The organism is Enterococcus diestrammenae, from assembly GCF_049384045.1.
GTDB classification, from domain to species: domain Bacteria; phylum Bacillota; class Bacilli; order Lactobacillales; family Enterococcaceae; genus Enterococcus_C; species Enterococcus_C diestrammenae.
Map to the genome: position 1 here is coordinate 51,113 of NZ_JBMRGR010000014.1, position 25,009 is coordinate 76,121.

The window sequence follows — 25,009 nt, forward strand, 5'->3', positions numbered from 1 at the left end:
GATTTTTTCTATTGAGTGTGAAAGAAAAAAACGTCAAATAAAGCCTAAATCAAAAATCCCGTCAGATTTCTCTGGCGGGATTTTGGCGGGGAACCTAGTTAAAATAGGTCCTTTTTATCCATTCTAAGTGAACTGAAAAGCTGTTAAATCAACATTTCGCAACCAAGTGAGGTTACTACTTTATTCCCATTCAACAGTTGCAGGTGGCTTACTGGTAATATCGTACACGATGCGGTTGACGTGGGCGACTTCGTTTACGATGCGGACGCTGATTTTTTGCAAAACGTTCCAAGGGATACGGGCAAAGTCAGCAGTCATGCCGTCGATAGAAGTGACTGCACGGATGCCCACGGTGTAATCGTAGGTACGGCCATCGCCCATGACACCAACTGAACGGATACCTGGTAAGACGGTGAAGTATTGCCAGATGTCGCGGTCAAGGCCGGCTGCGGCGATTTCCTCTCGTAAGATGGCGTCGGATTCCCGGACGATTTCCAGCTTGTCTTCGGTGATTTCTCCGAGGACACGGATACCTAAGCCTGGTCCTGGGAAAGGCTGACGCCAAACGATGTCATCTGGCATACCTAGTTGGGTTCCTAATGCTCGGACTTCATCTTTGAATAACGTGTTCAATGGTTCAATGAGTTCAAATTGCATATCTTCAGGCAGGCCGCCGACATTGTGGTGACTCTTGATCGTTTGTGCGGTTTCGGTACCAGATTCGATAACATCGGTGTACAAAGTTCCTTGCGCAAGGAAAGAAATCCCTTCTTTGCCGGCAAGTTTGGTGGCTTCGTCGTCGAATAGGTAGACGAATTCGTTTCCGATAATTTTACGTTTTTGTTCAGGGTCAGACACACCCGCTAGTTTGCTTAAGAAACGTTCTTTTGCATCAACCCGGATGATATTCAAACCAAACTTTCCGCCGAGGGTTTCCATGACTTGGTCCCCTTCGCCTTTTCGTAAGAGGCCATGGTCGACAAAAATCGAGGTCAGTTGGTCGCCGATTGCTTTTTGTAACAAGACCCCGACCACTGAAGAGTCGACACCGCCAGAAAGGCCTAGCAAGACTTTTTTGTCACCGACTTGTTCTCTGATTTTTGCTACTTGGAGGTCGATGAAGTTGTCCATGCTCCAGTCGCCTTTGCAATGGCAGACGTCTAAAGCGAAGTGTTTCAAGAGTTCATTGCCATATTCAGAATTGCGAACTTCGGCGTGGAATTGAATCCCAAATTGTTTTTTATCAAGGTTTTGGATGGCAGCGATTGGGCAATCCGCACTAGTACCGACTACCTCAAAACCAGTCGGCGCTTGGGTCACCAAGTCCCCGTGGCTCATCCAGACGATTTGTTTTTTCGGTGTGCCAGCAAATAACACGGCATCATCGGTTAAGACTTCCAATTCGGCCTTGCCGTATTCTCGGTTGTGGGCAGCTTCGACTTTCCCACCGGAGCGGTCAGTCATGAGTTGCATCCCGTAACAGATCCCCAAAATCGGGATACCCAGTTCAAAGATTTCTTCGTCGATTCCAAAGGCGCCTTCATCGTAGACACTGTTTGGTCCACCGGAAAGAATGATCCCTTTTGGTGCCATGGCTTTCACTTCGTCAGCGGTAATGCGGTGGCTCAACAATTCGGAAAAGACCCCGAATTCCCGGATGCGGCGGGTGATCAGTTGGTTGTACTGGCTGCCGTAATCCAGGACGATGATTTTTTCAACCTCTGGCATATTGTCAACGTTTGTCACAGATTATCCCTCAATTCTTAGATTTTTTTATCGTAAAGAGCTGCTGCCGCAGGTTTCCCAAGGACAGTCCTCTCGATACAGCGTTTGTTGGTGGGTATCAGCTGAGTAAGCAGACAGCCCAAATGATACGTAAGCTCGACGAAACTTGCTTAGTATTTTCGCAGATAGATTTCGTCGATGAGGTGGTGCTTGGTTTTATGGAGAATTATATCTGCTCGCCCTCGTGTAGGCAAGATATACTCCGTAAGATTTTTCAAATTTACGTTTTCCCAAACTTCTCGAGCCATCGCCAATGCTTCTTGGCGGTCACCAATGGCAAACTGATAATAGTAGTTTGTCGGATCTAAAAAGGCAGTCGTCAGTAAAGACTCGAAGCGCTCCAGATACCATTGTTCAATCAAATCAGGGTTAGCATCGACAAAGATCGAAAAGTCGAAAAAGTCACTGACATAGATTTGTTGGTTTTGGGGGAGTTGCAAGGTGTTGATCCCTTCGACAATCAGGATATCCGGGCAATCGATATACTCGTATTCCCCTTCAATCACATCATAGACGGTGTGGGAGTAGACAGGCACGGGAATATTGTCTTTGCCGGATTTGACCTCGTTCAAAAACTGGATCAAATGCTCCATATCATAGCTTTCCGGAAACCCTTTGCGATCCATGATGCCGCGATCTTTTAAGACTTGGTTCGGATACAAAAAGCCATCGGTAGTAATCAACTGGACCTTTCGTCGTGAGAAGAGGCGGGACAGCAAAGTTTGTACTAGCCGAGCTGTGGTGGATTTACCCACCGCCACCGAACCGGCGATACCGATGATGAAAGGTGGTGTTTTTACATAACGATGCAAAAACAAGCCCTTACTGAGGGTCAGGGATTCTGCTTCTTTCATATAGAGATGGATCAGGTGGCACAAAGGAATATAGACATCTTCCACGTCTTGCATGGAGATGCGGTCATTGAGGCTCTTGATGCTATCCAGTTCCTCTTGGGTGAGGGGCGTTTTGCCATTATTGTAAAAATTTTGCCACTCTGTTCGAGGAATTTGATAATAATTGATGTTTTCAGCCATGAGTCGCTCCTGGGATGATTTATTGGCACAAACCAGAGGGGCCTCTGGTGCCAGTAGGGAATTTTCATACGTCAACAGTTTACCACAAAACCCCGTCAAATAGTGTCGCGAGGGTAAATAAATGCGTCGGCTTGGCGGGGTGTGCTAAGATAAACAAGATGGAGCAATTCGTTGCCCCAAGCTATTTTAGGAATACATTTTTGCTGTCGATCCAGGGCCAAACCTGCTCGAAAGCCTATCTGTGAAAGGAGATCTATCAAATGAAAAAAATTGTAATCATCGGAGACTCAATCGCTGCCGGCTTGTATGAAGGGGCGCCAAGCACTATTTTGGATGATTTCGTCACCAGTGAATTGGCGGGGATGGGCTATCCTGGCTATCAAGTGGTAAATCTAGGCCGTCAAAAAGAAGGCAGTACCGAAGTCATGGCACGAATTGGCGATGCGGTGGCGGAAGAGCCAGATTTTGTCATCATCAATGCGGGAATCAATGACGCCCTCAACCAAAAAGGATTGGAAGCTTTTGCTGCGAACATCGCGGAAATGATTGGAAAATTCGATCCGGCTAAAGTGATCGTGATGGGTTTAGGTATCGTCGATCAGGAGAAGAAACCAAATGCTGATCCAGCAGTTATTCAAGAATACAATGATCTGGCTAAGAAGACGGCCATTGCAGCTGGGGCCAAATTTATCGATATGTATCATCATGAAATGGTCTATCCTGAACCAATGGAATTTATCTCAGAAGATGGTTTACATCCTTCTAAATTTGGGTATCATTTGTATGGTGGCTTAATTGCCCGTGATTTGAAAAATAAACTGAATGGATGAGTGTACATGACCAACCATTACTATACTGAAAACCCTGATTTACCTCACGATTACGAGGAATGGGACTTTACCTTATTGGGCCGTCGCTTTCATTTTGTCACGGATAGTGGGGTTTTTTCCCGCGATACCGTGGACTACGGCTCCCGGGTGATGATCGCTGCCTTCGATGCCGAAGAATTACCAGCAACAGGGGGCATTTTGGACGTGGGCTGTGGCTATGGTCCTGTAGGGTTGGCCTTGGCAGCGGCTTACGGTCGACCAGTGGAAATGATTGATGTCAATCATCGGGCGGTAGATCTGGCTAGTCGCAATGCCGGCCGCAACCAAGTGACCAACGTGGATATTCATGTTTCCAATATCTATGAAACGTTGCACCATGCGCCTTATGCAGCCATTTTGTCCAATCCGCCGATTCGTGCGGGGAAAGAAGTCGTCCATGAGATTTTGAGTGGCGCTCATGAGTTGCTTTTGCCTGGGGGCACGTTAACCATCGTCATCCAGAAAAAACAAGGTGCTCCTAGCGCTAAGAAGAAGATGATAGAAGTTTTCGGCAACTGTGAAATCGTCACGAAAGACAAAGGGTACTATATCCTGAAGAGTGTGAAAGAGTAATCTGTGCTTTAAAGACAAACAACTTTTGGAATTGGCGGAAGTTGTTTGTCTTTTTGTGCGGGTTTGGAAAATGGTGAAATTGGGCTTCGCAGGATTTGGCATGACGGTAGCTGGACCAAGACCACCCCACCGGAAACCAGCCCTACCTATTTTTTATGCCAACGGTCATCAATCAAACTATTTCCGTTTTAAAATCAGCGAAAAAAGGATTTTTCTGCTAAAGTTTGCTACACTGAAGCTGATTACAAGTATAAAGCGTTTGCTAAAGGAGTTAGCCAAGATGAAGTTGACTATCAAACAAATCGCTGAAATGGCTGGGGTGTCAGTGACCACGGTCTCTCAGATTTTGAATAATAAAGGAACTCGCTTCAGTGCCGAGACGCGCCAAAGAGTATGGGAGATTGTCAATAAATACAATTATAAGCCAGATTTTTTTGCTTCAAATTTGATCAATCGTCGGTCCAAAACGATTGGCATGATCATCCCGGATATTACCGATTACTTTTTCTCCAAAATCGTTGAAGGGGCGGAGCAGTACGTCAATGCGCTAGGCTACATGGTAGTGATGTGCAATACCCAGCAGAGTCAGGAGAAGGAAATCGCCTATTTAGAAGAGCTGCGGCACCGTTCTGTGGATGGTGTTTTATTTGCGACGCCGAATCAGCTGCCGGAAGCTTACGCACCAGGGAGCGATTTTTATCGAGGGATGCCTTTGATTTTGATCGACCGGGGGATCAATCAACGAGAAACTGGTCGGCTGATTGTCAAAGAATACGAAGGGGCTTATCAAGCGGTGAGCTATCTTATCGCCAAAGGACACCGGGAAATCGGCATGTTGAAAGAAAGTACGGGCTATTATCAGCTGCAAGAGCGGTTTAACGGCTATCGGGATGCGTTAAAAGATGGTGGGCTTTCTTATAAAGGCCGCTATGTTATTGAGGGAAGTTTGACGGTGGAGGGTGGTTATTTGGCTGCCCGGGAATTGTTACAACAAAAGGACTTAACCGCTATTTTTTGTGGCAATGATGCCATGGCTATCGGTTGTTATCAGGCGATATATGAGCGGGGCTTACAGGTGCCGGAGGATATTTCGGTGATTGGCTTTGATAATCTCAATCTGGCTCAATACATCACCCCGCCATTGACCACGGTAGAGCAACCAAGTTTTGAAATTGGTTTTCACGCGGCCAAATTTTTAATCGATGCCATCGAATTCCCAGAACGGAAGGTAGCCAACAAAGTTTTTGAAACCAAATTAATTCTTCGTGAGAGCGTGAAGTGATTGACAACAGGTATTTTAGCCTGTATATTACTCTTGTAAGCGCTTCGAAGATAATTATCTATTAGGTAAACTGTTTTACTAAAATGGTTTACTCACTGCGTTTTTCCAGTATAATAACACCGAGTTCTGCTAGCGGAATAGACCAAATCGGTGAAAGGACCACGGTTTGTCGCTAACCAATAAAATTGTTGCAGTCAGGTAAATCATGAGGAAGACAAATGAAGTTGGAAGTGGCTGGCCACTGATTAGGAGGATGAACAACCATGCGCATGGTGGATTTAATCGAGAAAAAACGTGATGGTCAGGTACTGTCACGAGAAGAAATTACGTTTATTATCGACAACTATACGGCGGGGGAAATTCCCGATTACCAAATGAGTGCCTTTTTGATGGCGGTGTATTTCCAAGATATGACGGATGAAGAGATTACCGATCTGACTTTGGCGATGGCCCATTCTGGGGAAGTCATTGATCTCTCGTCTATCGAAGGGATCAAAGTCGACAAACATTCTACTGGCGGTGTGGGGGATACCACTACTCTGGTATTGGCGCCGTTAGTAGCCGCGCTGGGAGTACCGGTAGCTAAGATGAGCGGTCGCGGCTTAGGCTTTACCGGTGGGACCTTGGACAAGCTTGAAGCGATTCCTGGTTTTCAGATTGAGATTGCCGATGAGGACTTTATCCGAATCGTCAATGAAAGCAAAGTCGCAGTCATCGGGCAGTCAGGGGATTTGGCACCGGCGGACAAAAAACTCTATGCACTGCGGGATGTGACGGCGACAGTTAGCTCGATTCCTTTGATTGCTAGCTCCATCATGAGTAAAAAAATCGCAGCCGGCGCCGATGCCATCGTACTGGATGTGACTACCGGCGACGGGGCGTTTATGAAAAATATCGGCGATGCTAAACGCCTGGCTCATACGATGGTACGTATCGGAAAACTTGCCAATCGCCAAGTGATGGCCGTCGTCTCCGATATGTCTCAGCCACTGGGAGAAGCTATTGGAAATAGTCTCGAAGTGGTGGAAGCTATCGAAACCCTGCAAGGGCATGGTCCAGCTGATCTATTAGAGATGTGCTACGCCTTGGGTTCCCAGATGGTAGTCTTAGCAAAAGGTGCAGCAAACCTCACAGAAGCTCGAGCAAAATTGCAAGAAGCGCTAGAATCTGGTGCCGCCTTGGAAAAATTCAAGGAAATGATTCGTAACCAAGGAGGAGACGCAGCGGTAGTCGATCACCCCGAGCGTCTGCTGACAGCTAAGTATGAATTTGACTTGCCTGCCTTACAGGAGGGGGTCGTCACCAAAATAGTCGCCAATGAAGTCGGTGTCGCAGCGATGCTTTTAGGTGCGGGACGCAAAACGAAGGAAGATAGGATTGACTACGCAGTGGGTTTGAAGCTTCATAAAAAAGTCGGTGATCCAGTGGCAGAAGGAGAATCCTTGCTAACAATCTACGCCAATAGTGAAGATGTAGCGGAAGTCAAAGAATTACTCTATGCGAATATCGAAATTGGGGCTTCTGGTGAGGAGCCTGAACTGATTCATGATATCATTGTAGAGTAGGGTCAAGACACCTAGCTAAGTTAAGAAAATAGTCATAATGACAAAGGAGCTGTTTTACAAATGGAATTAAATCGCATGATGGACCACACACTTTTAAAAGCAGATGCAACGGAAGAAGCGGTCTTAGAAATTATCGAAGAAGCTAAAAAATATCACTTCTACTCTGTCTGCATCAACCCAACCTGGGTGAAATTGGCAGCAGAAAAATTGGCTGGCGAACCGGTTGCAGTTTGTACGGTGATCGGTTTTCCTTTAGGGGCCAACACTTCTGAAGTCAAAGCCTATGAAGCCCGTGATGCCATCAACAACGGGGCTGATGAAGTGGATATGGTCATCAATATCGGCGCCTTGAAATCCGCGCAATACAAAAAAGTCCAACAAGATATCGAAGCTGTGGTCGAAGCGGCTAAGGATCGTGCTTTAGTGAAAGTTATCATTGAAACCGCGCTATTGACTAATGAAGAAATCGTCAAAGCTTGTGAATTGGCACAAGCAGCTGGAGCGGACTTCGTGAAGACTTCCACTGGTTTTTCAACAAGTGGGGCTCACGCTGAAGATGTCCGTTTGATGCGAGAAACGGTTGGTCCAGAAATGGGTGTCAAGGCTTCAGGCGGTATTCATTCTGCGGAAGAAGCGATGGCCATGGTGGAAACTGGCGCCACTCGTTTGGGAACCAGTGCTAGTGTGGCAATTATTACTGGGGCCAAAGGTGAAGGCTATTAAGCCTACGAGGTGACAGAATGCAAGCAAAACAAGAGTGGATTGAGATTGCCGTCAAGGCGCTAGATCAAGCTTATGTGCCCTATTCCCATTTTCCAGTGGGGGCTTGTCTGGTGACTGCTGATGGCAAGACTTACCAAGGGGTGAATATCGAAAATGCTTCCTTTGGCCTCACCAACTGTGCTGAACGGACAGCATTTTTCAAGGCGGTATCGGAAGGAGAACGCAACTTTCAACATTTAGTGGTAGCCGGACATACCCCAGAGCCGATTTCGCCTTGTGGGGCTTGTCGGCAAGTGATGTCAGAATTTTGTGACCCAAGTATGCCAGTCACGTTAGTCGGCGATGAAGGTGTCATCAAAGAAATGACCGTTTCACAATTGTTACCATATTCATTTACCGATAAAGATTTATGAACTTTCTGATGGCCAAAACGGGTCCATCAAGAGCTCGCCACGGCGATGCTCACCAAACCACGTTCTTTCAGCTAGCTAGTGATGGCGGCTGTAGAAAATAAACTAATCATTTTAGGGGGCAATACAGAAATGAAAAAAGCGAATAAGTGGCGTTTAGGAGTAGTAGCATTGGCAAGTGTCATGGTACTCGGAGCATGTGGCGGTGGCGGTAATAGTACTGACTCATCTGGCGGAACCGACAAAGGAACCGACTCAAGTGCAGCTGGCGGTAAAAAATATAGTGTAGCCTTGGTCACGGATACTGGAGGGGTTGACGATAAATCCTTTAACCAATCCGCTTGGGAAGGGATGCAAGCTTGGGGGAACGAAAACGGCATCAAAAAAGGTGTCGGGGGTTACAATTACTTCCAATCCCAAAATGCTTCTGATTATGCGAACCACATCAATACGGCGGTGAACAATGGTTTTCAAACGATTTTCGGAATCGGCTATTTGTTGAAAGAAGATATCCAAAAAGGCGCACAACAAAACCCAGATACTAACTTTGCTATCGTTGATGATGAAATTGCTGACATGGACAATGTGGTTTCGGCAACATTTGCTGACCATGAAGCGTCATACTTAGCTGGGATTGCCGCAGCTTACATGACTAAAACCAATACAGTTGGTTTTATCGGTGGTGCGGAAGGTCCGGTAATCGACCGTTTTGAAGCCGGCTTTAACAAAGGGGTCAATGATACCGCTGAAAAATTAGGTAAAAAAGTTGAAGTGAAAAACCAATACGCTGGTGATTTTAGTGCACCGGATAAAGGGAAATCCATCGCAGCTTCCATGTACAACGGCGGGGCGGACATCATCTTCCATGCTTCCGGTGGTACAGGTGTTGGGGTCTTTGCCGAAGCGATTGCTAAAAATGAGCAAAAAACGGAAGCTGAATTAAAAGACGAACAAGTTTGGGTAATCGGGGTTGACCGGGACCAAGAAGCTGATGGTGCCTTCACGACGAAAGATGGCAAAAAAGCCAACTGTACGCTAACCTCTACTTTGAAAGGTGTCGGTGCTGCGGTCCAAGATATTTCTAATCGTGCCATGAACGGGGAATTCCCTGGTGGTGAACATTTGACTTACGCATTGAAAGATGGCGGGGTTGATTTGACTGCGGGTGTGATTTCTGAAGAGGCTCAAAAAGCAGTTGATGAAGCCAAACAAGGGATCATCGATGGCGATATCGAAGTACCTGAAAAACCATAATAAAGAGGAAACAGCGGTAAATGTTGTGAGTAACTAGTAGCAATGTCGGATAGTCAGAAAGAAAAACTACAAATTGTGGTCCAACTTTCTGGCTATCTTTTTTTAGAAAAAAATGGTTGATGTGGGCGGAAAAGTGCTTTTTTTCGTTGGGAAATGGTGAATTGGGCTTCGCAGGATTGGGCATGACGGTAGCTGGACCGGTCAATGCCAAATAAAAATCGATTTGTCATTAACCTGGGGACTTCAAACTTAGAGTAATGTCGCCAGCGCCATAACTCTAAGTAATTCATTCCCGTTCCTGAAAGCTACTGTCATGCCAATCCTACTCCGCCCAATTTCACCATTTTCTGCGATAAGCAGTTCATATGCCATGGAATACAAACAAATTTATTTTGGAAAAAGTAGATTCAGAAAAGCTCGGAAAAATGATTATTGATCATTTATAGACTACTGATAAGTCAAGACCCAACCCTGTTTTCTCATAAAAGCTCCTCTGTTACCAATGGTTTTCAAGGGAGCTTTTATAAGAAGGCAACTTCTTTGGTTTTGTCATTATTTGTTGTTGATTGTTATACCAGCGTTAAGCTAGCAAGTAAAGGATGTGAAAAGAGTGGCAGAAACAGAAAATTATGTGGTGGAGATGCGCCATATCACTAAAGCCTTTGGTACTTTTAAGGCCAATGATGACGTGAATCTCCAAGTCCGTAAAGGAGAAATTCATGCCTTGTTAGGGGAAAATGGGGCCGGCAAATCCACTTTGATGAACATGCTCTCAGGATTATTGGAACCCACCTCAGGAGAAATCCTGATCAACGGAAAAAAGGTGCGCATGACTAGTCCCACCGCCGCCAGTCGTTTTGGGATTGGGATGGTGCACCAACATTTTATGTTGGTGGATGCTTTTACGGTTACAGAAAACATTATCTTAGGAAGCGAACCGAATCATTTCGGTATTTTGAGCACTAAGAAGGCCGTGGCTGAAATCAAACGGTTGTCAGAAAACTATGGGCTGGCAGTGGATCCCGATGCCCGAGTGCGAGATATTTCCGTGGGGATGCAACAGCGGGCGGAAATTTTGAAGACTCTTTATCGTGGTGCGGATGTCCTAATTTTTGACGAACCAACAGCGGTTTTGACTCCACAAGAAATTGACGAACTGATGAAAATCATGAAGGACTTGGTGGCTGAAGGAAAATCAATCATCTTGATTACCCATAAGCTAGATGAAATCAAAGCCGTTGCCGATCGCTGTACCGTTATTCGCCGTGGGAAAGGTATCGGCACTGTGGATGTGGCAGCGGTCAGCTCCCAAGAATTGGCGGATATGATGGTGGGGCGCTCAGTTTCCTTTAAGACTGAGAAAAAACCAGCACAGCCAAAAGAAGTCATCTTGTCTGTGGAAAACTTGACAGTCAAAGATGGTCGCGGCTTAGAAGCAGTGAAAAATCTCAGCTTGGAAGTCCGAGCTGGAGAGGTGTTAGGGATTGCCGGTATCGATGGTAATGGACAGTCAGAGTTAGTACAAGCGTTGACAGGCTTGCGCAAAGCTGAAAGTGGTGTGATTACCGTCGATGGCGAAGAAATCACTAACAAACGCCCGCGGGCAATCACCGAAAAAGGCGTGGGTCATGTGCCAGAAGACCGGCATCGCTTTGGCTTGATTTTGGAGATGACCTTAGCCGAAAATATGGCTCTTCAGACTTATTACCAAGAACCGATGAGCCATTTTGGGGTGCTGGACTATCGCGAAATCAATGACCATGCCAATGAATTAATTCAAGAATTTGATGTGCGGACGACTAGCGAACAAGCTCCGGCTAAAGCGTTATCTGGGGGGAATCAGCAAAAAGCGATTATTGCTCGGGAAATCGATCGCGATCCAGAATTGCTGATTGTCGCCAATCCGACTCGTGGGCTAGATGTGGGGGCGATTGAGTTTATTCACAAGCGCTTGATAGAACAACGAGACAAGAACAAAGCGGTCTTATTGATTAGTTTTGAATTGGATGAAGTATTAAATGTTTCCGACCAAATTGCTGTGATTCATGGCGGGGAGATTGTCGGGATTGTTGATCCAAAAGAAACCAGTGAAAATGAATTGGGGTTGTTGATGGCGGGGTATTCCTTAGCCGAAGCCCGAGCAGAACTTGCGAAAAAGAGCCCGGCATCACCAGTTACACCGGTTGTAAAGGAAACAGAAGACTCCCTACCAAAGGCCGAGCCAGTAGGGACCACGGCTACGAAAGAGAAAGTAGGTGAGGGCCATGAATAATCGGAGTGAGACCATTCGTAATATTTTGGTGCCAATCATCGCGGTCATTTTAGGCTTTATCCTTGGTGGGATTATCATGGCGGCGTTTGGTTATGATCCGCTACAGGGCTATAGTCAGATGTTTAAGACGGTCTTTATCAATCCTCAGACCCAACAGATAAACCCTCGGAACATCGGGGAAATCTTTGTGACAGCCGGCCCCTTAATCTTTACCGCATTAGGCTTTTCTATCGCCAACTCTGCCGGTTTTTTCAATATCGGGCTTTCGGGGCAAGCACTTTGTGGCTGGATTGCCAGCGTCTGGGTTGCTTTGTCCTTACCAGATACACCAAAACCGTTAGCGGTGACGGCGGCTTTAGTTGCCGGTGCTTTAGCCGGTGCTTTGGCTGGGGCGATTCCGGGGATTCTCCGGGCATTCTTTGGTACTAGCGAAGTGATCGTCACGATTATGATGAACTATATCCTATTGTATCTGACGAGTCATATGGTCAATGATGTGATGCCGGAAAAATTCATCTCCAATAAAGGGGTTACCAACTTGGTCGGGCAAAATGCCATGTTACAGACGGACTTTTTGCGGAGTATTTCCAATAATTCTCGGCTAAATATCGGCTTTTTCTTGGCCTTGCTATTTTTAGTGTTGGTCTGGTTTATGATGAAAAAAACCACCCTTGGTTATGAAATTCGTTCGGTGGGGCTGAATCCAGATGCGTCTGAGTATGCTGGGATGAGTAGTAAACGGACGATCATCGTTTCCATGGTTATTTCTGGTTTGTTAGCTGGTCTTGGTGGTGTGGTTTATGGTTTAGGGACTTTCCAAAACTTCGTGGCCCAACACGCTTCCTTGAGTATCGGTTTTGATGGGATGGCCGTCTCCTTACTAGGTGGTGGGGGTTCCATCGGTATCTTACTGTCATCGCTTTTGTTTAGTGTCTTGAAGCTAGGTGGTGCCGGCATGCAGATGGTCAATATTCCTTCTGAGTTGGTGGACGTGGATATCGCTATTATCATCTTCTTTGTAGGGATTAGTTTTGTCATTCGCTACCTCTTGGCAAAATTCTTCGGAGGTAAAAAAGAAGTGGCAGTTGTGGAAGAAATTGAAACGAAACCTTCAGAGCAAGACCAAGAAGGAGGGGTGCTCTAATGGATATCAATCAAATTGCATCGATTTTTACCCAAACCTTGATCTACTCCACCCCGTTGATTTTGACTGCCCTTGGAGGAGTTTTCTCTGAGCGTAGCGGGATTGTCAATGTGGGTTTGGAAGGAATCATGGTGGTGGGGGCTTTTACGGCCATCGTCTTTAACTTGAACTACGCAAGTTCTTTTGGTTCCTGGACCCCGTGGCTAGGGATTTTGGTAGGGGGCTTGGCGGGCGTCGTCTTTGCCTTGCTTCATGCGGTAGCAACGATTAATTTCCGAGCGGATCATATTATCAGCGGTACAGTGATGAATATGTTGGCGCCGCCATTGATGGTTTTCTTGGTGAAAGTCATGTTTGATGGCCGTGGCCAAACAGATATTATCAGCCGCCGCCTTAGCTATACTTCCATTCCTGTTTTGTCAGATATCCCAGTGATTGGGCGCATCATGTTTAAAAATACGTTTTTACCAGCCTACTGTGGGATTTTAATCGCTATCTTTGCTTGGTTTGTCATCTTTAAGACCAAGTTTGGTTTGCGGCTACGCTCAGTGGGGGAACACCCACAGGCAGCGGATACTTTGGGGATCAATGTGTATGCTATGCGTTACTCCGGGGTCTTGATTTCTGGATTCTTAGGTGGCATGGGTGGGGCAGTCTTTGCCCAATCCATTACCGGTCAGTTCTCTATTACCACCATTGCCGGCCAAGGGTTTATCTCGATGGCAGCGATGATTTTTGGTAAATGGAATCCACTAGGAGTGATGGGTGCTGCAATCTTCTTTGGCTTTGCCCAAAATATCAGTATTGCCGGCGCCGATTTGCCAGTCATTTCCTCCATTCCATCAGCGTATCTCCAAGCAGCACCGTATTTGTTGACGATCATCGTCTTGGTGCTCTTCTTGGGGAAAGCTTCTGGTCCAAAGGCAAACGGCACCAACTATATCAAATCAAAATAAACGCTAGACATCAGCTGCCCAGCCAATTTTTACAGGGAGGGCAACGCTGGCCTGGCATCTGTTAAGGGTGGGACTATGGGACAATGTGTCTTTGTCCCGCCCTGATTTTTGGTCTTTTGAAATGTGTAGTGGCGGGAAAATGGTGGATTTCTAGCCAAAAAATGCTTGGCGGACAAGAGAAGAAAACCTTGTTCCATTGTAGAGAGATTGAGTCTTACTGGGTGAATGTTGGGGTTGCTGGAGGTGAATTTTTCGGGTAGTAGTGTTAAGGATGTCTGAAGAATTACTCGATGTTGGCCACCGTATTTTTGGTGGACTACAACGAGTTTGACTCAGCAAGGTGGCTAAAGGAGTGTTTGCGCATACAGTCCATCTAAGCAGAGGGCGCTAAGATGGACTAGCAAATGACAAACAGCCTTATCGTTTGGCATTTGGCGGTCCCACTACCACCCGAGAAATTCACCGGAAGCAAGCCCAACCCATCATCACCAAAAGATTCAACCCCCTCACAATGGTTTAGACGGGAGTTTTTGGTGGATTTTTTGTAGGATAGAAGTGTAGGAAAAACCAATGTTAATAAAAAGGAAAGAGGTTATTCAATTATGTTTAAACGTGTACATTTGATCGTAATGGATTCTGTCGGGATCGGTGAAGCACCGGACGCGGACAAATTTGGTGATGTCGGGTCCGATACTTTGGGCCATATTGCCAAAGAAGCTGGGTTGAACATTCCTCATCTAGAGCAACTAGGTTTGGGGACAATTCGCCCGTTAGAAGGCGTTTTAGCAGTCAATGGTCATGACGGCTATGCGACCAAACTGGAAGAAATCTCTGTCGGTAAAGATACCATGACCGGTCACTGGGAAATCATGGGCTTGGACATCAAAACCCCGTTTCGCGTGTTCCCAGAAGGCTTTCCTGATGAGTTATTGAAGCAAATTGAAGACTTTTCTGGTCGCAAAATTGTCTGCAACAAACCGTATTCTGGGACGGAAGTCATCAATGATTACGGCGAACACCAAATGAAAACCGGTGACTTAATCGTCTATACTTCTGCTGATCCTGTGTTGCAAATTGCCGCTCACGAAGACATTATTCCGTTAGACGAATTGTATCGCATTTGCCAATATGTTCGAGACATTACTAAAGACGATCCGTACATGATTGGACGGATTATCGCCCGCCCTTACGTTGGCGAACCAGGCAACTTCACACGGACGTCTAATCGTCATGACTATGCGTTGGATCCATTTGGCAAGACGGTTTTAGATTCCTTGAAAGACAACGGTAAAGACGTGATTGCAGTGGGTAAAATCAACGACATCTTCAATGGTCAAGGAATCACGGAAGCTATCCGCACGAAGAGTAACATGGACGGTGTGGACAAATTGTTGGAAGTCATGAAAAAAGACTTCGATGGTATGAGCTTTACGAACTTAGTGGACTTTGATGCCTTGTTTGGTCATCGCCGGGACGTGGTGGGGTATGCTCACGCCATCGAGGAATTCGATTTGCGCCTACCAGAGTTAATCGATGCCATGGCTGAAGATGATCTGTTGTTGATCACTGCTGACCACGGTAACGATCCGACTTTCCCAGGAACTGACCACACTCGTGAGTATGTGCCATTGCTGGCTTACAGCAAGCAAATGAAAGAGCAAGGGGCATTGCCACAAGGGTTCTACTCGGATATCGCAGCCACCATCGCCGAAAACTTTGGCGTACCAGCTACCGAAAACGGCAAGAGCTTTTTGGCAGATTTGAAATAAGCGGCATTAGTCCTGTGACCGAATGCCAATACTATTTGGAGGATTCTATGACGGATTTAAAATTAGCCATTCAAGAAACGAGCGCGTTTATCCAAGCAGCCGGTGTTGGACCAGTGGAATTTGGTCTGATTCTAGGCTCTGGCTTGGGAGAATTAGCAGATGAAATTGAAGACAAAGTCGTGGTGCCTTACCACGAAATTCCCCATTTTCCCGTATCCACGGTGGTGGGACACGCCGGCCAGCTAGTCTATGGCACGCTTTCCGGTAAAAAAGTCCTTGCGATGCAGGGGCGTTTCCACTTTTACGAAGGGCACTCGATGCAGACGGTGACTTATCCGGTACGGGTGATGAAAGCTTTAGGTGCCCATTCCATGGTAGTAACCAATGCCTGTGGCGGGGTGAACGAAAGCTTTGCACCAGGGGATTTGATGTTGATCACCGACCAAATCAACTTCACCGGCACCAATCCGCTTATCGGACCAAACGATGACGAAATCGGTCCCCGCTTCCCAGATATGAGCAACGCCTATACGCCAGCTTATCAAGAAGTCGCCAAAGAAGTAGGTGCGGCAAATGGTCTTCATTTGCAAGAAGGCGTCTACATGGGCTTTTCCGGACCGACCTATGAAACCCCAGCGGAAATCCGCTTTGCTCGGGGAATCGGCGCAGATGCTGTGGGAATGTCCACTGTGCCAGAAGTCATCGTCGCCGCTCATTGTGGCCTCAAAGTGCTGGGGATTTCTTGTATTACGAACCTAGCAGCTGGCATGCAGGCCAACTTAAACCATGAAGAAGTCGTGGCTACCACCGAACGAGTGAAGGGTGAATTCAAAGATTTGGTGAAGAAGACGTTAGCAGCATTATAAAATTATTGAAATGAGGGAAAATCATGAGCGTACACATCGGTGCGAGAGAAGGCGAAATCGCCGATAAAATCTTGTTGCCTGGCGATCCATTGCGGGCCAAATACATTGCTGAAAATTTTTTGGAAGATCCTATCTGCTACAATGAAGTCCGGGGTATGCTGGGCTTCACCGGGATTTACAAAGGCGAGCGAGTTTCCGTGCAGGGAACTGGGATGGGGATGCCTTCTGCTAGTATTTATATTCATGAGTTAATCAACTCTTATGGTGTCAAAAAATTGATTCGCGTGGGAACCTGTGGGGCAATATCTGAAGCTGTCCACGTCCGCGATTTGGTGATTGGTCAAGCGGCAGCCACTAGCTCCTCTTTGGTCCAAAAGAATTTTCAAACCTTCCACTATCCACCAATTGCTGATTTTGATTTGTTATTAAAAGCCTATGAAATCGCCAAAGAAAAAGGCTTTACTACCCATGTCGGCAACCTCTTGTCAGAAGATACTTTCTACAAAGACGATATGACGGAAACCTTGCAATTGGCGGATCTCGGCGTCTTGGGTGTGGAAATGGAAGCGGCAGCTATGTACTATCTAGCAGCTAAATACCATGTCCAAGCCTTGGCCATCTGCACCGTCAGTGACCACATCATCACCGGCGAAGAAACCACCGCCGAAGAACGGCAAACGACTTTCAATGAAATGATTGAAGTTGGCTTGGAGACGGTAATCGCGGGGTAAATGAATTTAGCGCTTGAAGAAATAGAGGCTCTCTGCAGTGTGCGGAGGGTCTTTTTTATTTTGCCGATGGGTTTTAATTCTAAACAATTCCTTGAGTTTCCCGAAAATCCTCCTGAAAAACCGACGAAAATTTTGATATCGGAATTGGAAATGCTATGATTTGACCTATAAAAGAACCGGAACAAAGGCGTGTTTCTTTGTTCCAGCGAAAGTGGGGATTTGCCTTGTCTAGAGGAAAGAAGATTATCTTAGGAATTGTCGCCGTGCTTGTGGTGTTAGTCATTGCTGTGGTGGGATTTGGTGCCAAGGTGTACTTCGATGTGAAAGGCTCGATGAATGAGACCTACGAATCCGTGAAACGGGAGGATTCAGCCCGAGATACAGCGGTGGATTTGAGTAAACAAGAGGCGTTTTCGGTGTTGTTGCTGGGGATTGATACTGGCGATTTGGGCCGGACCGAACAAGGCCGTTCGGATACGATGATGGTGGCCACCGTCAACCCTCAGGATAAGCAGACGACGCTGGTGAGCATTGCCCGGGATACTTATGTGCCGATTATCGGTCATGAAAATAATGCCGAAGATAAGATTAATCATGCCTACGCTTTTGGTGGCGCGGCGATGTCTATGGCGACGGTGGAAAACTATCTCGATATCCCTATCGACCATTATGTGGCGATTAATATGAAAGGGCTGAAGGAATTGGTGGATGCTGTAGGTGGCGTCACCGTTACTAACGAGTTGGCGTTTAGCATAGATGACTATACTTTTTCTGAGGGCAAAATTACCTTGGATGGGGATGAAGCTTTGGCATACTCCCGAATGCGAAAAGAAGACCCCAATGGCGACTACGGCCGACAAGAACGGCAGCGGGAAATCGTGATTGGCGTCGTGAACAAGCTAGTATCTATGGCGGGTATCACCAAGTATCAAGAAGTCTTAGAAGCTATGGAAGCCAATGTCAAAACCGACATGAGCTTTGGTGATATGCAGACCATCGCCTTGAATTATCGGGAGGCTTTCACCACTGTGAAGACCGATCAGATGCAAGGAGAAGGCTTCATGCTTAACGGAATTAGCTATCAAGATGTTTCTGATGACGAGTTGAAACGGGTGCAGGATTTACTGGATGATGAGTTGGGGTTGTAACTTGTATGAGTAGTGGACGGTAACGAAGTAAATACGCGCCACCTCGCTTTCGAGGATCACCATCGTCAGACACTTTATTGCTTGTTGTTAGGATACCCTGCTTTGATAGGGGAAAGCCCTCAATTTTTTCAATCAAACCAATTCAAAAAGACCGTTACCAACTGTTTAGAGTAAGCAGCTGGTAACGGTCTTTTTCGATTCATGGATCAATTTTTCCGCCCTAAAATTCGTAGGGTCAACTGCTCAAGTTCGCTGCGGGTATCGGCAGCGTCAGCCGGGAGTTTGCGGATGGCTTTTAGGGCCTTATCAGTGTAACGAGTGGCCATTTGGTGGGCACGAGCGACACCGTCATATTGTTGGACGAGGCGGTAGACTGCTTGGCTATCCGCGGTAGTCATCGCGTCCTTTTTCTGTAAGAAAGGAGTCAGTTCTGAGCGACCTTTTTCCAGAGCCAGCAATAGTGGGAGGGAGTATACCCCTTGGCGCACGTCTTCTAAGACCGGTTTGCCGATAGCGGTAGCGTCTTGGCTATAATCCAAGATGTCGTCGATAATCTGGAAGGCGATGCCGATATTTAGACCAATCTGGGCACATTCTTTGGCAAATTTTTCTGAGGCCCCACTTTCTAAAGGGCCCACGGTACAGCTAAGAGCGAAAAGTTCGGCAGTTTTGCCAGAAATATTTTCCAAATATTGGTCGACAGTCATGGTTAAATCATAGCGGTGATCCATTTGGCCGAGTTCGCCATTGAGGATTTTTTCCATGCTACGGGAGTTCAGTTGCAAACTGCGCAAGGAACCAGCGTAATCGGCTAATAGCTTGAAACAGCAGACAAAGAGGTAATCGCCAGCATAGACTGCCACATCATTACCAAAGCGGGCCGCGATTGTCGGTAAGTTGCGCCGCAGATCGGCTTCGTCTACGATGTCATCGTGAATCAACGTAGCGGTGTGTAGCATTTCGATGGATGCCGCCAACGCCACGGCTTTTTCCCGGTCTTGGTCAGGACCAAAGCGAGAAAAGAGTAACTGATAAGCTGGGCGTAGCAATTTGCCGCCAGCGTGAACCATTTCCATGACAGCAATTTCGACGGGTTTGTTTTTTAATTTGACGCTGTTTTCCATCAAATCCAGTGTTTTGGCTAGTTCTGGCTGGAGATCAGGATATTCTTGCCAAATAGGATGAAGTTTCATAGTAGTCTCCTTGTTCTGGTAAACTTTTGCGGTTGTAGTGAGGCAGGGTAGGACTAGTTGAGGTACCAGTGGTCTTTATGACTTTGGCGCTCATAATCCAGTTGGAACCGGCGCAGGGTATCGACCCGCACCAAGAGAAAGTTGGCGGCAATACCGATAGCTAATCCCGATAAAATACCAAGAAAGCTCAAAATCGGTAGGTAAAGCATGACATTTGCCGAACCGGCGATGACAGAAGCGGTCACCAGTTGGCCCACATTGTGCAAAAAGCCACCGGTAGCACTGATGCCAATGATACTGACACGTTTGGGACCAAGCGTTTTTACCAAAAGCATCCCGCCGTAGCTGAGCATAGCACCACTCATACTGTATAAAAAGGTGCTAGTGGTACCACCTAGCAAAGTAGTCAAAATCAGGCGCATCCAGACCAAAGTGAAGCTGTCCTTTTTGGGCATGGTAAAGATAGCGATGATGGTGATCAAGTTGGAAAGCCCCAGTTTGGCGCCAGGAGCAAAGGCGAAGGGATACGGAATCATATTTTCAATCAGGCCGATGACTACCCCTTGAGCCACCAGCAATGCAATAAAAATCAGGCGTCGATTTTTGTCCATGGTCAGACGATCAGAAAAACTAATAAATCAGATCGTCGGCACCTCCTGTCTGGTCGGCAATCTCCACCACAAGTTTATGAGGCAGGCAGACGATGGTTTGGCCGTCTTTGTAAATCCAGCCTTGGCGTACGCAAATTTGGTCGCCACAGTTGGCTTCTTTGATACGAGCCGCGCCATCTTTAAATTCGATAATATTGTAGTCGCCGTCAGCATCTTCGTAACGATATTCGGTGGATTTGGCACCTTTTTCCAACGTCCAACGCTGTTTTTCCACGCCGTCTACTCGTAAAATGGCTATTCGTTGGGCTTTAGCCACCGTCCCGTCATTTTTCACGACAGGATCAGGTCGGGTGACGCCGAAAACCAATAAAGGCACGAAACTAGCAATTACCAATAAAAGCAAGATGGGTAAGTCCCATGGCTTCAGCCGACTTTTTTTGGCAAAGTCTTTGAATTTCACTCCCACTTGCTCCTTTCTCGTATTAAGGTAATGATTTTCAAAAAGCGAAAAATCAGTTTGATTCTCGAGCCGTATACCATTCAACGGTTCTCGTTCCTTCATATTTTAGCATATTGCTGGTGAAAATGTAGCTGTCTGGTTCTTGACTAGCTAGTTTGAAGCTACAAGTTAAATGATAAACCGCCCTTTGTTTGGCATTTGCCGGTCCCACTGCTACACCTACCCGCTATCGGAACCAAATCCCTCAGTTTCCCCCCGTCACAAAAAGAAAATCCTAGGTCCGCGACCTAGGATTTTGAGATTCAATTGTTAAGCATCGTTGCGGCCGTACATCGATTTCGGTTTTCCGTACCACCAACCGCCGAGTTTCTTTTGAATCCAAGGAATAACCCAACGATCCAAACCGACAGCCCGACCGGAACCGTTCATCAAAGCAAAGGCGACAGGGATAAACCAGATGTTAACCCAGTAGAACATCCCGGACATACAGAACATTGCCACTAAGACAATCGTAGTTCCGCTCATCAACCAAGTGAAGAGACCAGCCATCAGACACAAAGCGATTCCGATTTCCACGAAGACCATGAATTTTTGGAAGAACATCGCTACGTCCATGTTTGGCATCATGACTTTCATGATTGAAGAGAACCAATCAGGAGCTTTATCCAAAACGGCCATTGGTTCTTCACCATAGGCATAGCTCAAACCAAAGTGAGCAGCTTGGGCCACGGCTTCACCACCACCATTGGTAGCAGCTTCACCAGCACCGGATGCGGCTGAAGCAACATCGGCAGTCGAAGCGACAGTGGAAGCAACGGTTGCTGAAGCACCACCGACAGCATCTGCTGCGGAAGAGCCAGTTGTTGCTGTTGCACTAGCGGCATAGTCCCAAGTCCAAGGGAAGACAGAATTTCCTGTGAACCAAGAACCTTCACCAAACCAAGTGCTTGGTTTCAAGACTTCACCATTCCCGACGATTTTCTTGAAGGCTTCAATAAACCAAACCAAGCCGTAGAAGATCCGCAATGGCACACTCCACAAGACGTTGCCGTAACGAGAAGAATGTCCCCGAGCGACGTTGCGATCGTCTTTGATGTGGAAGAATTCGTGCATCATGTATTGGAACATGTAATAGCCAGAGCGGATATCAAAGAAGTATTTCAAGTTGACGATATGTTTCATAATCATCGCCAAGAAACCGCTCAAGTGAATCTTACCGAAGAGTTCAGCAACACCCCATTTGGAGCCGACAGAAACCATGAAGCCTTGGTAATTGGATTTAAATTTGTGTTTTTCGCCATCGCCTTTAATGGCAGAGACGATATTTGAAGCAGCGCAGTGACCGGTTTGTTCGGCCGCTTGCACGATTTGTGGTGTCGGGGTATTTGGTTGTTCTTCGTAGTAGACTTGGTCCCCGATGATGTAGATGTTTTTGTCTTCGTAGCCTTTTGCTTCCATGTATTCGTTGGCGACGAGACGTTGACCACGAGCAGCTTCCAATCCGAAGTCAGCAGCGTCAGAAGTTGCTTTGACACCGGCTGTCCAGATCAAAGTATAAGTCGGAATCGTGCTGCCGTCTTTTAATTTGATATGGTCTTCGTCAACTTCGACGATTGGTGAATTCAAGACAAGTTCGACGTTTTTCTTTTCCAAGTAACGAACGGCTTTGTCAGCGTCGTTACGGTTTAACATATTCAAAATCGTCGGCAAAGCTTCGACAACTTTTAAAGTGAACTCAGAGGGGTCCAATTTGTAGTCTTGCGCCAAACGATCTTTCCAGTCGATGAGTTCCCCCACCATTTCGATCCCGGTGAAACCAGAACCACAGACAACAAAGGTCAACATGGCTTTACGTTTTTCAGCATCGGGTTCCAAGGCTGCTAAAGCAACGGTACGTTCGATGTGTTCCCGGATACGGATTGAATCTTCGAAAGACCACAGGGTGAAGCCGTGTTCTTTAACTCCTGGGGTACCAAAATCATTTGGTTCGCCACCCATCCCTAATACGAGGTAATCAAAATCGTAAGAACCTTGTTGAGTCAGGACTTTTTTCGCTTCTTTGTCAATGCCAGTGACGGTATCTGTCACCAATTTGACGTTCTTTTTACGAGAAAACAGGCGTTGCAAGTCGTATTGAATCGCAGTGGGTTCCACGCGTCCACCGGCTACCTCGTGTAATTCGGTCATCATAGTATGGTAAGAATGGCGGTCGATCAAAGTGATGGTAACATCTTGATCTTTTTTCAGTTTCTTCGCCATAAATTTGGTAGCCGAAACTCCGGCATACCCAGCACCGACAACGACGATGTTCTTGGTTGTCATGAAAAATCGCTCCTTATATATAAAAGTGTGGTGATGCTGGTTTGATTGAAGCAGAGATATTCTGCTTCAAGCCAAGCGTAGCGGTGCATCAAACCGGATACGTACGCCTGCAAGGAGTAGTTGGTGGTTCATCAAAATGAGCTACCATATCCATCCTCGGAAATAATAAATGGTTGAGTAAGATACTCGAAAAAATGGATTGATAATGATTACACAATCTACACTATTATATAGACAAAAAGTCTTTTTGTCTAACACTCTGACTGATAAAATGAACGGATTGCTAAAGTTTTTTTAAGACGTACATAGACCAATTTTTTCGCCGAACTTTATGGTAATCTTTGAAAAAAAGCGAAGGAATTCATTTTTTTGACGTTATTAATAACTAAGTTTGTGAAAAATATACAGCTCTTTTCCCCGCTCCTTTTCCTAAATTGGTTTTATTTCCATGGTAAATCTTCTGAGGAAGACAGAAAATCAGCGAAAGTAGTCATGAAAAATTCACAAAACAAGTCAGATGGAGTGAAGGAAAAGTCAAAGTGTTGAGATAAATTACACAAAATATTCAATAAATGTCAGAATCTTTTGTCAACGAGTTATTTTAAGAAAAATTACTGACAAATTTCAGTGAGGAATTAGCGAAAAAAAACGTCTCTTATTCCGTCATCTTCACTGGAATTTGATCATCTATATCCCAATAAAGAAAAGGGTTTCGCGACGTTTTTGAAGAATTTTTTTGTAATTCTTGAGAAAAAAATGAGGCGGACCAATTTTCATCGAAAAAGTTGTTATGATAATAGTTGACTTTTTTTAGAAAAAAACTAAAATGTTAATTGTATCACAAACAAATTATCTTTATTTTGAAAAGGGGAACAATAAAAAATGAAATCAAAAAAATTGATTGCAGGGTTTACTGCGTTGGCATTTTCTGCCTTAGTATTGGGTGCTTGTAGCGCTGATAACGGTACGTCAGCATCAAGCTCTTCATCTGCTGCAACAAGCCAAACTACAGCTTCTTCAACTGCAGCTTCAACTGAAGAATCAACTACTGAAGTTAAATATGCGGCTGGCGAACCAATGCAAGACGGTACTTACAAATTAGAAGAAAAAAATTACTTTAACAACTACCGTGTTACTTTTGAAATCACTGTTAAAGATGGCAAAATCACAGAATCAAAATATGACAATATCGATGCAGATGGCAAATCAAAAGCAGCAGATACTGACTATGAAACAAACATGAAAGACAAAGCGGGCATTGGTCCTAAAGAATACATCGAAAAATTCAATACAGAATTAGTTGCGAAACAAAGCCCAACTGCTATCGATGTAGTCACTGGTGCTACTCACTCATTTGAATCTTTCCAAAACTACGCACAACAATTGATCCAAGCTGCTCAAGCTGGCAATACTGAAACAATCGAAATCGACAATGGTGCTGAACTTAAAGACGGCAAATACACATTGAAAGAAAAAAATGATTCCAATGGTTACCATGTTGAATTTACTATGACTGTTGCAGATGGCAAAGTGACTGAATCTAACTACGATAACGTTTCTGCTGACGGTAAATCAAAAGCGGATGATACTGACTACGAAACAAATATGAAAGACAAAGCTGGCATCGGCCCTAAAGAATACATCGCTCAATTTAACGAAGGCTTCGTTAAAGCAATGGGTGAAGAAGATGGCTCTCCAGCTAACATGGATGTTGTCACTGGTGCAACTCACAGCTTCCACAGCTTCGTGATCTACGCTGAACAATTGATCAATGCTGCCGAAAAAGGCGACACTGCTGAAATCACTGTTGATAACTTTGTTGAAGCAAAATAATTACGACTTATCTAAAAAAGAGCAACTGAAAAGGAAGCTGCTGAAAAAGTTAAATAACTTTGGCTACATAAAACAAAATTTGTTTTATGTAGTTTTTTTTTCTTCATTTACAAGTTCCAAGTTCGTTCTTTCCTATACGTTTTTTTCTATAAATTTGAGATAATGAAAATAGAAAATTGATTGGTGGAATGCGATATGTTGAACTTTCA

20 protein-coding genes and 1 pseudogene are annotated in these 25,009 nt (G+C 45.6%); 15 read left to right on the plus strand and 6 right to left on the minus strand.

Features of this window, described 5'->3' with window-relative positions:
- Positions 1 to 180 precede the first annotated feature (180 nt).
- Both guaA and coaA read right to left on the minus strand, forming a co-directional pair.
- On the minus strand, positions 181 to 1,746 hold the full coding sequence (gene guaA / locus ACO03U_RS10385; protein ID WP_204687268.1) for a glutamine-hydrolyzing GMP synthase: 1,566 nt from the start codon (positions 1,744 to 1,746) through the stop codon (positions 181 to 183).
- Positions 1,747 to 1,895: 149 nt separating this feature from the next.
- Positions 1,896 to 2,819, minus strand: a complete 924-nt coding sequence (coaA, locus tag ACO03U_RS10390; RefSeq protein WP_161868991.1) for a type I pantothenate kinase — start codon at positions 2,817 to 2,819, stop codon at positions 1,896 to 1,898.
- Between the two features lie 260 nt (positions 2,820 to 3,079).
- Between coaA and ACO03U_RS10395 the strand changes: the two genes are divergently transcribed.
- The 14 genes and pseudogenes from ACO03U_RS10395 (at position 3,080) to ACO03U_RS10460 (ending at position 18,381) form a co-directional block, all read left to right on the plus strand.
- Positions 3,080 to 3,649, plus strand: a complete 570-nt coding sequence (locus ACO03U_RS10395; protein WP_204687269.1) for an SGNH/GDSL hydrolase family protein — start codon at positions 3,080 to 3,082, stop codon at positions 3,647 to 3,649.
- A gap of 6 nt (positions 3,650 to 3,655) precedes the next feature.
- Positions 3,656 to 4,261, plus strand: a complete 606-nt coding sequence (locus ACO03U_RS10400; RefSeq protein ID WP_204687270.1) for a class I SAM-dependent methyltransferase — start codon at positions 3,656 to 3,658, stop codon at positions 4,259 to 4,261.
- Between the two features lie 100 nt (positions 4,262 to 4,361).
- A complete protein-coding gene (locus ACO03U_RS10405; RefSeq protein WP_204687285.1) occupies positions 4,362 to 5,543 on the plus strand; it encodes a LacI family DNA-binding transcriptional regulator in 1,182 nt (393 codons plus the stop codon).
- A 263-nt stretch (positions 5,544 to 5,806) separates the two neighbouring features.
- Positions 5,807 to 7,108 carry a pyrimidine-nucleoside phosphorylase gene (locus ACO03U_RS10410; RefSeq protein ID WP_204687271.1) on the plus strand — a complete coding sequence of 434 codons (1,302 nt, stop codon included), beginning with the start codon at positions 5,807 to 5,809 and terminating at the stop codon, positions 7,106 to 7,108.
- Between the two features lie 60 nt (positions 7,109 to 7,168).
- Positions 7,169 to 7,831 carry a deoxyribose-phosphate aldolase gene (gene deoC / locus ACO03U_RS10415; protein ID WP_204687272.1) on the plus strand — a complete coding sequence of 221 codons (663 nt, stop codon included), beginning with the start codon at positions 7,169 to 7,171 and terminating at the stop codon, positions 7,829 to 7,831.
- Between the two features lie 17 nt (positions 7,832 to 7,848).
- A complete protein-coding gene (locus ACO03U_RS10420) occupies positions 7,849 to 8,244 on the plus strand; it encodes a cytidine deaminase (RefSeq protein WP_204687273.1) in 396 nt (131 codons plus the stop codon).
- A 129-nt stretch (positions 8,245 to 8,373) separates the two neighbouring features.
- Positions 8,374 to 9,495, plus strand: a complete 1,122-nt coding sequence (locus tag ACO03U_RS10425) for a BMP family lipoprotein (RefSeq protein ID WP_204687274.1) — start codon at positions 8,374 to 8,376, stop codon at positions 9,493 to 9,495.
- A gap of 640 nt (positions 9,496 to 10,135) precedes the next feature.
- A pseudogene (locus ACO03U_RS10430) lies at positions 10,136 to 11,650 on the plus strand (ABC transporter ATP-binding protein); the annotation flags it as partial.
- 109 nt (positions 11,651 to 11,759) lie between these two features.
- Positions 11,760 to 12,911, plus strand: coding sequence for an ABC transporter permease (locus ACO03U_RS10435; protein WP_204687275.1), 1,152 nt, complete (start codon positions 11,760 to 11,762; stop codon positions 12,909 to 12,911).
- Positions 12,911 to 13,867, plus strand: coding sequence for an ABC transporter permease (locus tag ACO03U_RS10440; protein WP_204687276.1), 957 nt, complete (start codon positions 12,911 to 12,913; stop codon positions 13,865 to 13,867). The genes ACO03U_RS10435 and ACO03U_RS10440 overlap by 1 nt, the downstream gene beginning before the upstream one ends.
- Positions 13,868 to 14,469: 602 nt before the next feature.
- The gene (gene deoB / locus ACO03U_RS10445) at positions 14,470 to 15,636 is read left to right on the plus strand and encodes a phosphopentomutase (RefSeq protein ID WP_161868981.1); all 1,167 of its coding nucleotides are present in this window, start codon (positions 14,470 to 14,472) and stop codon (positions 15,634 to 15,636) included.
- 47 nt (positions 15,637 to 15,683) lie between these two features.
- Positions 15,684 to 16,502, plus strand: coding sequence for a purine-nucleoside phosphorylase (locus ACO03U_RS10450; RefSeq protein WP_204687277.1), 819 nt, complete (start codon positions 15,684 to 15,686; stop codon positions 16,500 to 16,502).
- A gap of 23 nt (positions 16,503 to 16,525) precedes the next feature.
- Positions 16,526 to 17,233: a purine-nucleoside phosphorylase gene (deoD, locus tag ACO03U_RS10455; RefSeq protein WP_161868979.1), complete on the plus strand. Its 708-nt coding sequence runs from the start codon at positions 16,526 to 16,528 to the stop codon at positions 17,231 to 17,233.
- A gap of 224 nt (positions 17,234 to 17,457) precedes the next feature.
- A complete protein-coding gene (locus ACO03U_RS10460; RefSeq protein ID WP_204687278.1) occupies positions 17,458 to 18,381 on the plus strand; it encodes an LCP family glycopolymer transferase in 924 nt (307 codons plus the stop codon).
- Positions 18,382 to 18,587: 206 nt separating this feature from the next.
- Here ACO03U_RS10460 and ACO03U_RS10465 read toward each other — a convergent pair whose 3' ends face one another.
- From ACO03U_RS10465 to ACO03U_RS10480, 4 genes are all read right to left on the minus strand, one after another.
- Positions 18,588 to 19,574, minus strand: a complete 987-nt coding sequence (locus tag ACO03U_RS10465) for a polyprenyl synthetase family protein (RefSeq protein WP_204687279.1) — start codon at positions 19,572 to 19,574, stop codon at positions 18,588 to 18,590.
- A gap of 53 nt (positions 19,575 to 19,627) precedes the next feature.
- A complete protein-coding gene (locus tag ACO03U_RS10470) occupies positions 19,628 to 20,185 on the minus strand; it encodes a Gx transporter family protein (protein WP_161868976.1) in 558 nt (185 codons plus the stop codon).
- Between the two features lie 19 nt (positions 20,186 to 20,204).
- Positions 20,205 to 20,645 carry a NusG domain II-containing protein gene (locus ACO03U_RS10475; protein WP_161868975.1) on the minus strand — a complete coding sequence of 147 codons (441 nt, stop codon included), beginning with the start codon at positions 20,643 to 20,645 and terminating at the stop codon, positions 20,205 to 20,207.
- A gap of 309 nt (positions 20,646 to 20,954) precedes the next feature.
- The gene (locus tag ACO03U_RS10480; protein ID WP_161869559.1) at positions 20,955 to 22,967 is read right to left on the minus strand and encodes an NAD(P)/FAD-dependent oxidoreductase; all 2,013 of its coding nucleotides are present in this window, start codon (positions 22,965 to 22,967) and stop codon (positions 20,955 to 20,957) included.
- An 882-nt stretch (positions 22,968 to 23,849) separates the two neighbouring features.
- Here ACO03U_RS10480 and pplA point away from each other — a divergent pair.
- On the plus strand, positions 23,850 to 24,800 hold the full coding sequence (gene pplA, locus ACO03U_RS10485; protein WP_204687280.1) for an extracellular electron transfer flavoprotein PplA: 951 nt from the start codon (positions 23,850 to 23,852) through the stop codon (positions 24,798 to 24,800).
- The last annotated feature ends 209 nt before the right edge of the window (positions 24,801 to 25,009 follow it).

What these genes read in the sequence shown, in the direction of transcription:
- deoC (WP_204687272.1), top strand. Translation starts at nt 7,169, where the DNA reads ATGGAATTAAATCGCATGATGGACCACACACTTTTAAAAGCAGATGCA.
- ACO03U_RS10435 (WP_204687275.1), top strand. Translation starts at nt 11,760, where the DNA reads ATGAATAATCGGAGTGAGACCATTCGTAATATTTTGGTGCCAATCATC.
- ACO03U_RS10450 (WP_204687277.1), top strand. Translation starts at nt 15,684, where the DNA reads ATGACGGATTTAAAATTAGCCATTCAAGAAACGAGCGCGTTTATCCAA.
- ACO03U_RS10410 (WP_204687271.1), top strand. Translation starts at nt 5,807, where the DNA reads ATGCGCATGGTGGATTTAATCGAGAAAAAACGTGATGGTCAGGTACTG.
- deoB (WP_161868981.1), top strand. Translation starts at nt 14,470, where the DNA reads ATGTTTAAACGTGTACATTTGATCGTAATGGATTCTGTCGGGATCGGT.
- ACO03U_RS10420 (WP_204687273.1), top strand. Translation starts at nt 7,849, where the DNA reads ATGCAAGCAAAACAAGAGTGGATTGAGATTGCCGTCAAGGCGCTAGAT.
- pplA (WP_204687280.1), top strand. Translation starts at nt 23,850, where the DNA reads ATGAAATCAAAAAAATTGATTGCAGGGTTTACTGCGTTGGCATTTTCT.
- ACO03U_RS10405 (WP_204687285.1), top strand. Translation starts at nt 4,362, where the DNA reads ATGACGGTAGCTGGACCAAGACCACCCCACCGGAAACCAGCCCTACCT.
- ACO03U_RS10470 (WP_161868976.1), bottom strand. Translation starts at nt 20,185, where the DNA reads ATGGACAAAAATCGACGCCTGATTTTTATTGCATTGCTGGTGGCTCAA.
- deoD (WP_161868979.1), top strand. Translation starts at nt 16,526, where the DNA reads ATGAGCGTACACATCGGTGCGAGAGAAGGCGAAATCGCCGATAAAATC.
- ACO03U_RS10425 (WP_204687274.1), top strand. Translation starts at nt 8,374, where the DNA reads ATGAAAAAAGCGAATAAGTGGCGTTTAGGAGTAGTAGCATTGGCAAGT.
- ACO03U_RS10395 (WP_204687269.1), top strand. Translation starts at nt 3,080, where the DNA reads ATGAAAAAAATTGTAATCATCGGAGACTCAATCGCTGCCGGCTTGTAT.
- ACO03U_RS10465 (WP_204687279.1), bottom strand. Translation starts at nt 19,574, where the DNA reads ATGAAACTTCATCCTATTTGGCAAGAATATCCTGATCTCCAGCCAGAA.
- ACO03U_RS10480 (WP_161869559.1), bottom strand. Translation starts at nt 22,967, where the DNA reads ATGACAACCAAGAACATCGTCGTTGTCGGTGCTGGGTATGCCGGAGTT.
- ACO03U_RS10440 (WP_204687276.1), top strand. Translation starts at nt 12,911, where the DNA reads ATGGATATCAATCAAATTGCATCGATTTTTACCCAAACCTTGATCTAC.
- ACO03U_RS10400 (WP_204687270.1), top strand. Translation starts at nt 3,656, where the DNA reads ATGACCAACCATTACTATACTGAAAACCCTGATTTACCTCACGATTAC.
- coaA (WP_161868991.1), bottom strand. Translation starts at nt 2,819, where the DNA reads ATGGCTGAAAACATCAATTATTATCAAATTCCTCGAACAGAGTGGCAA.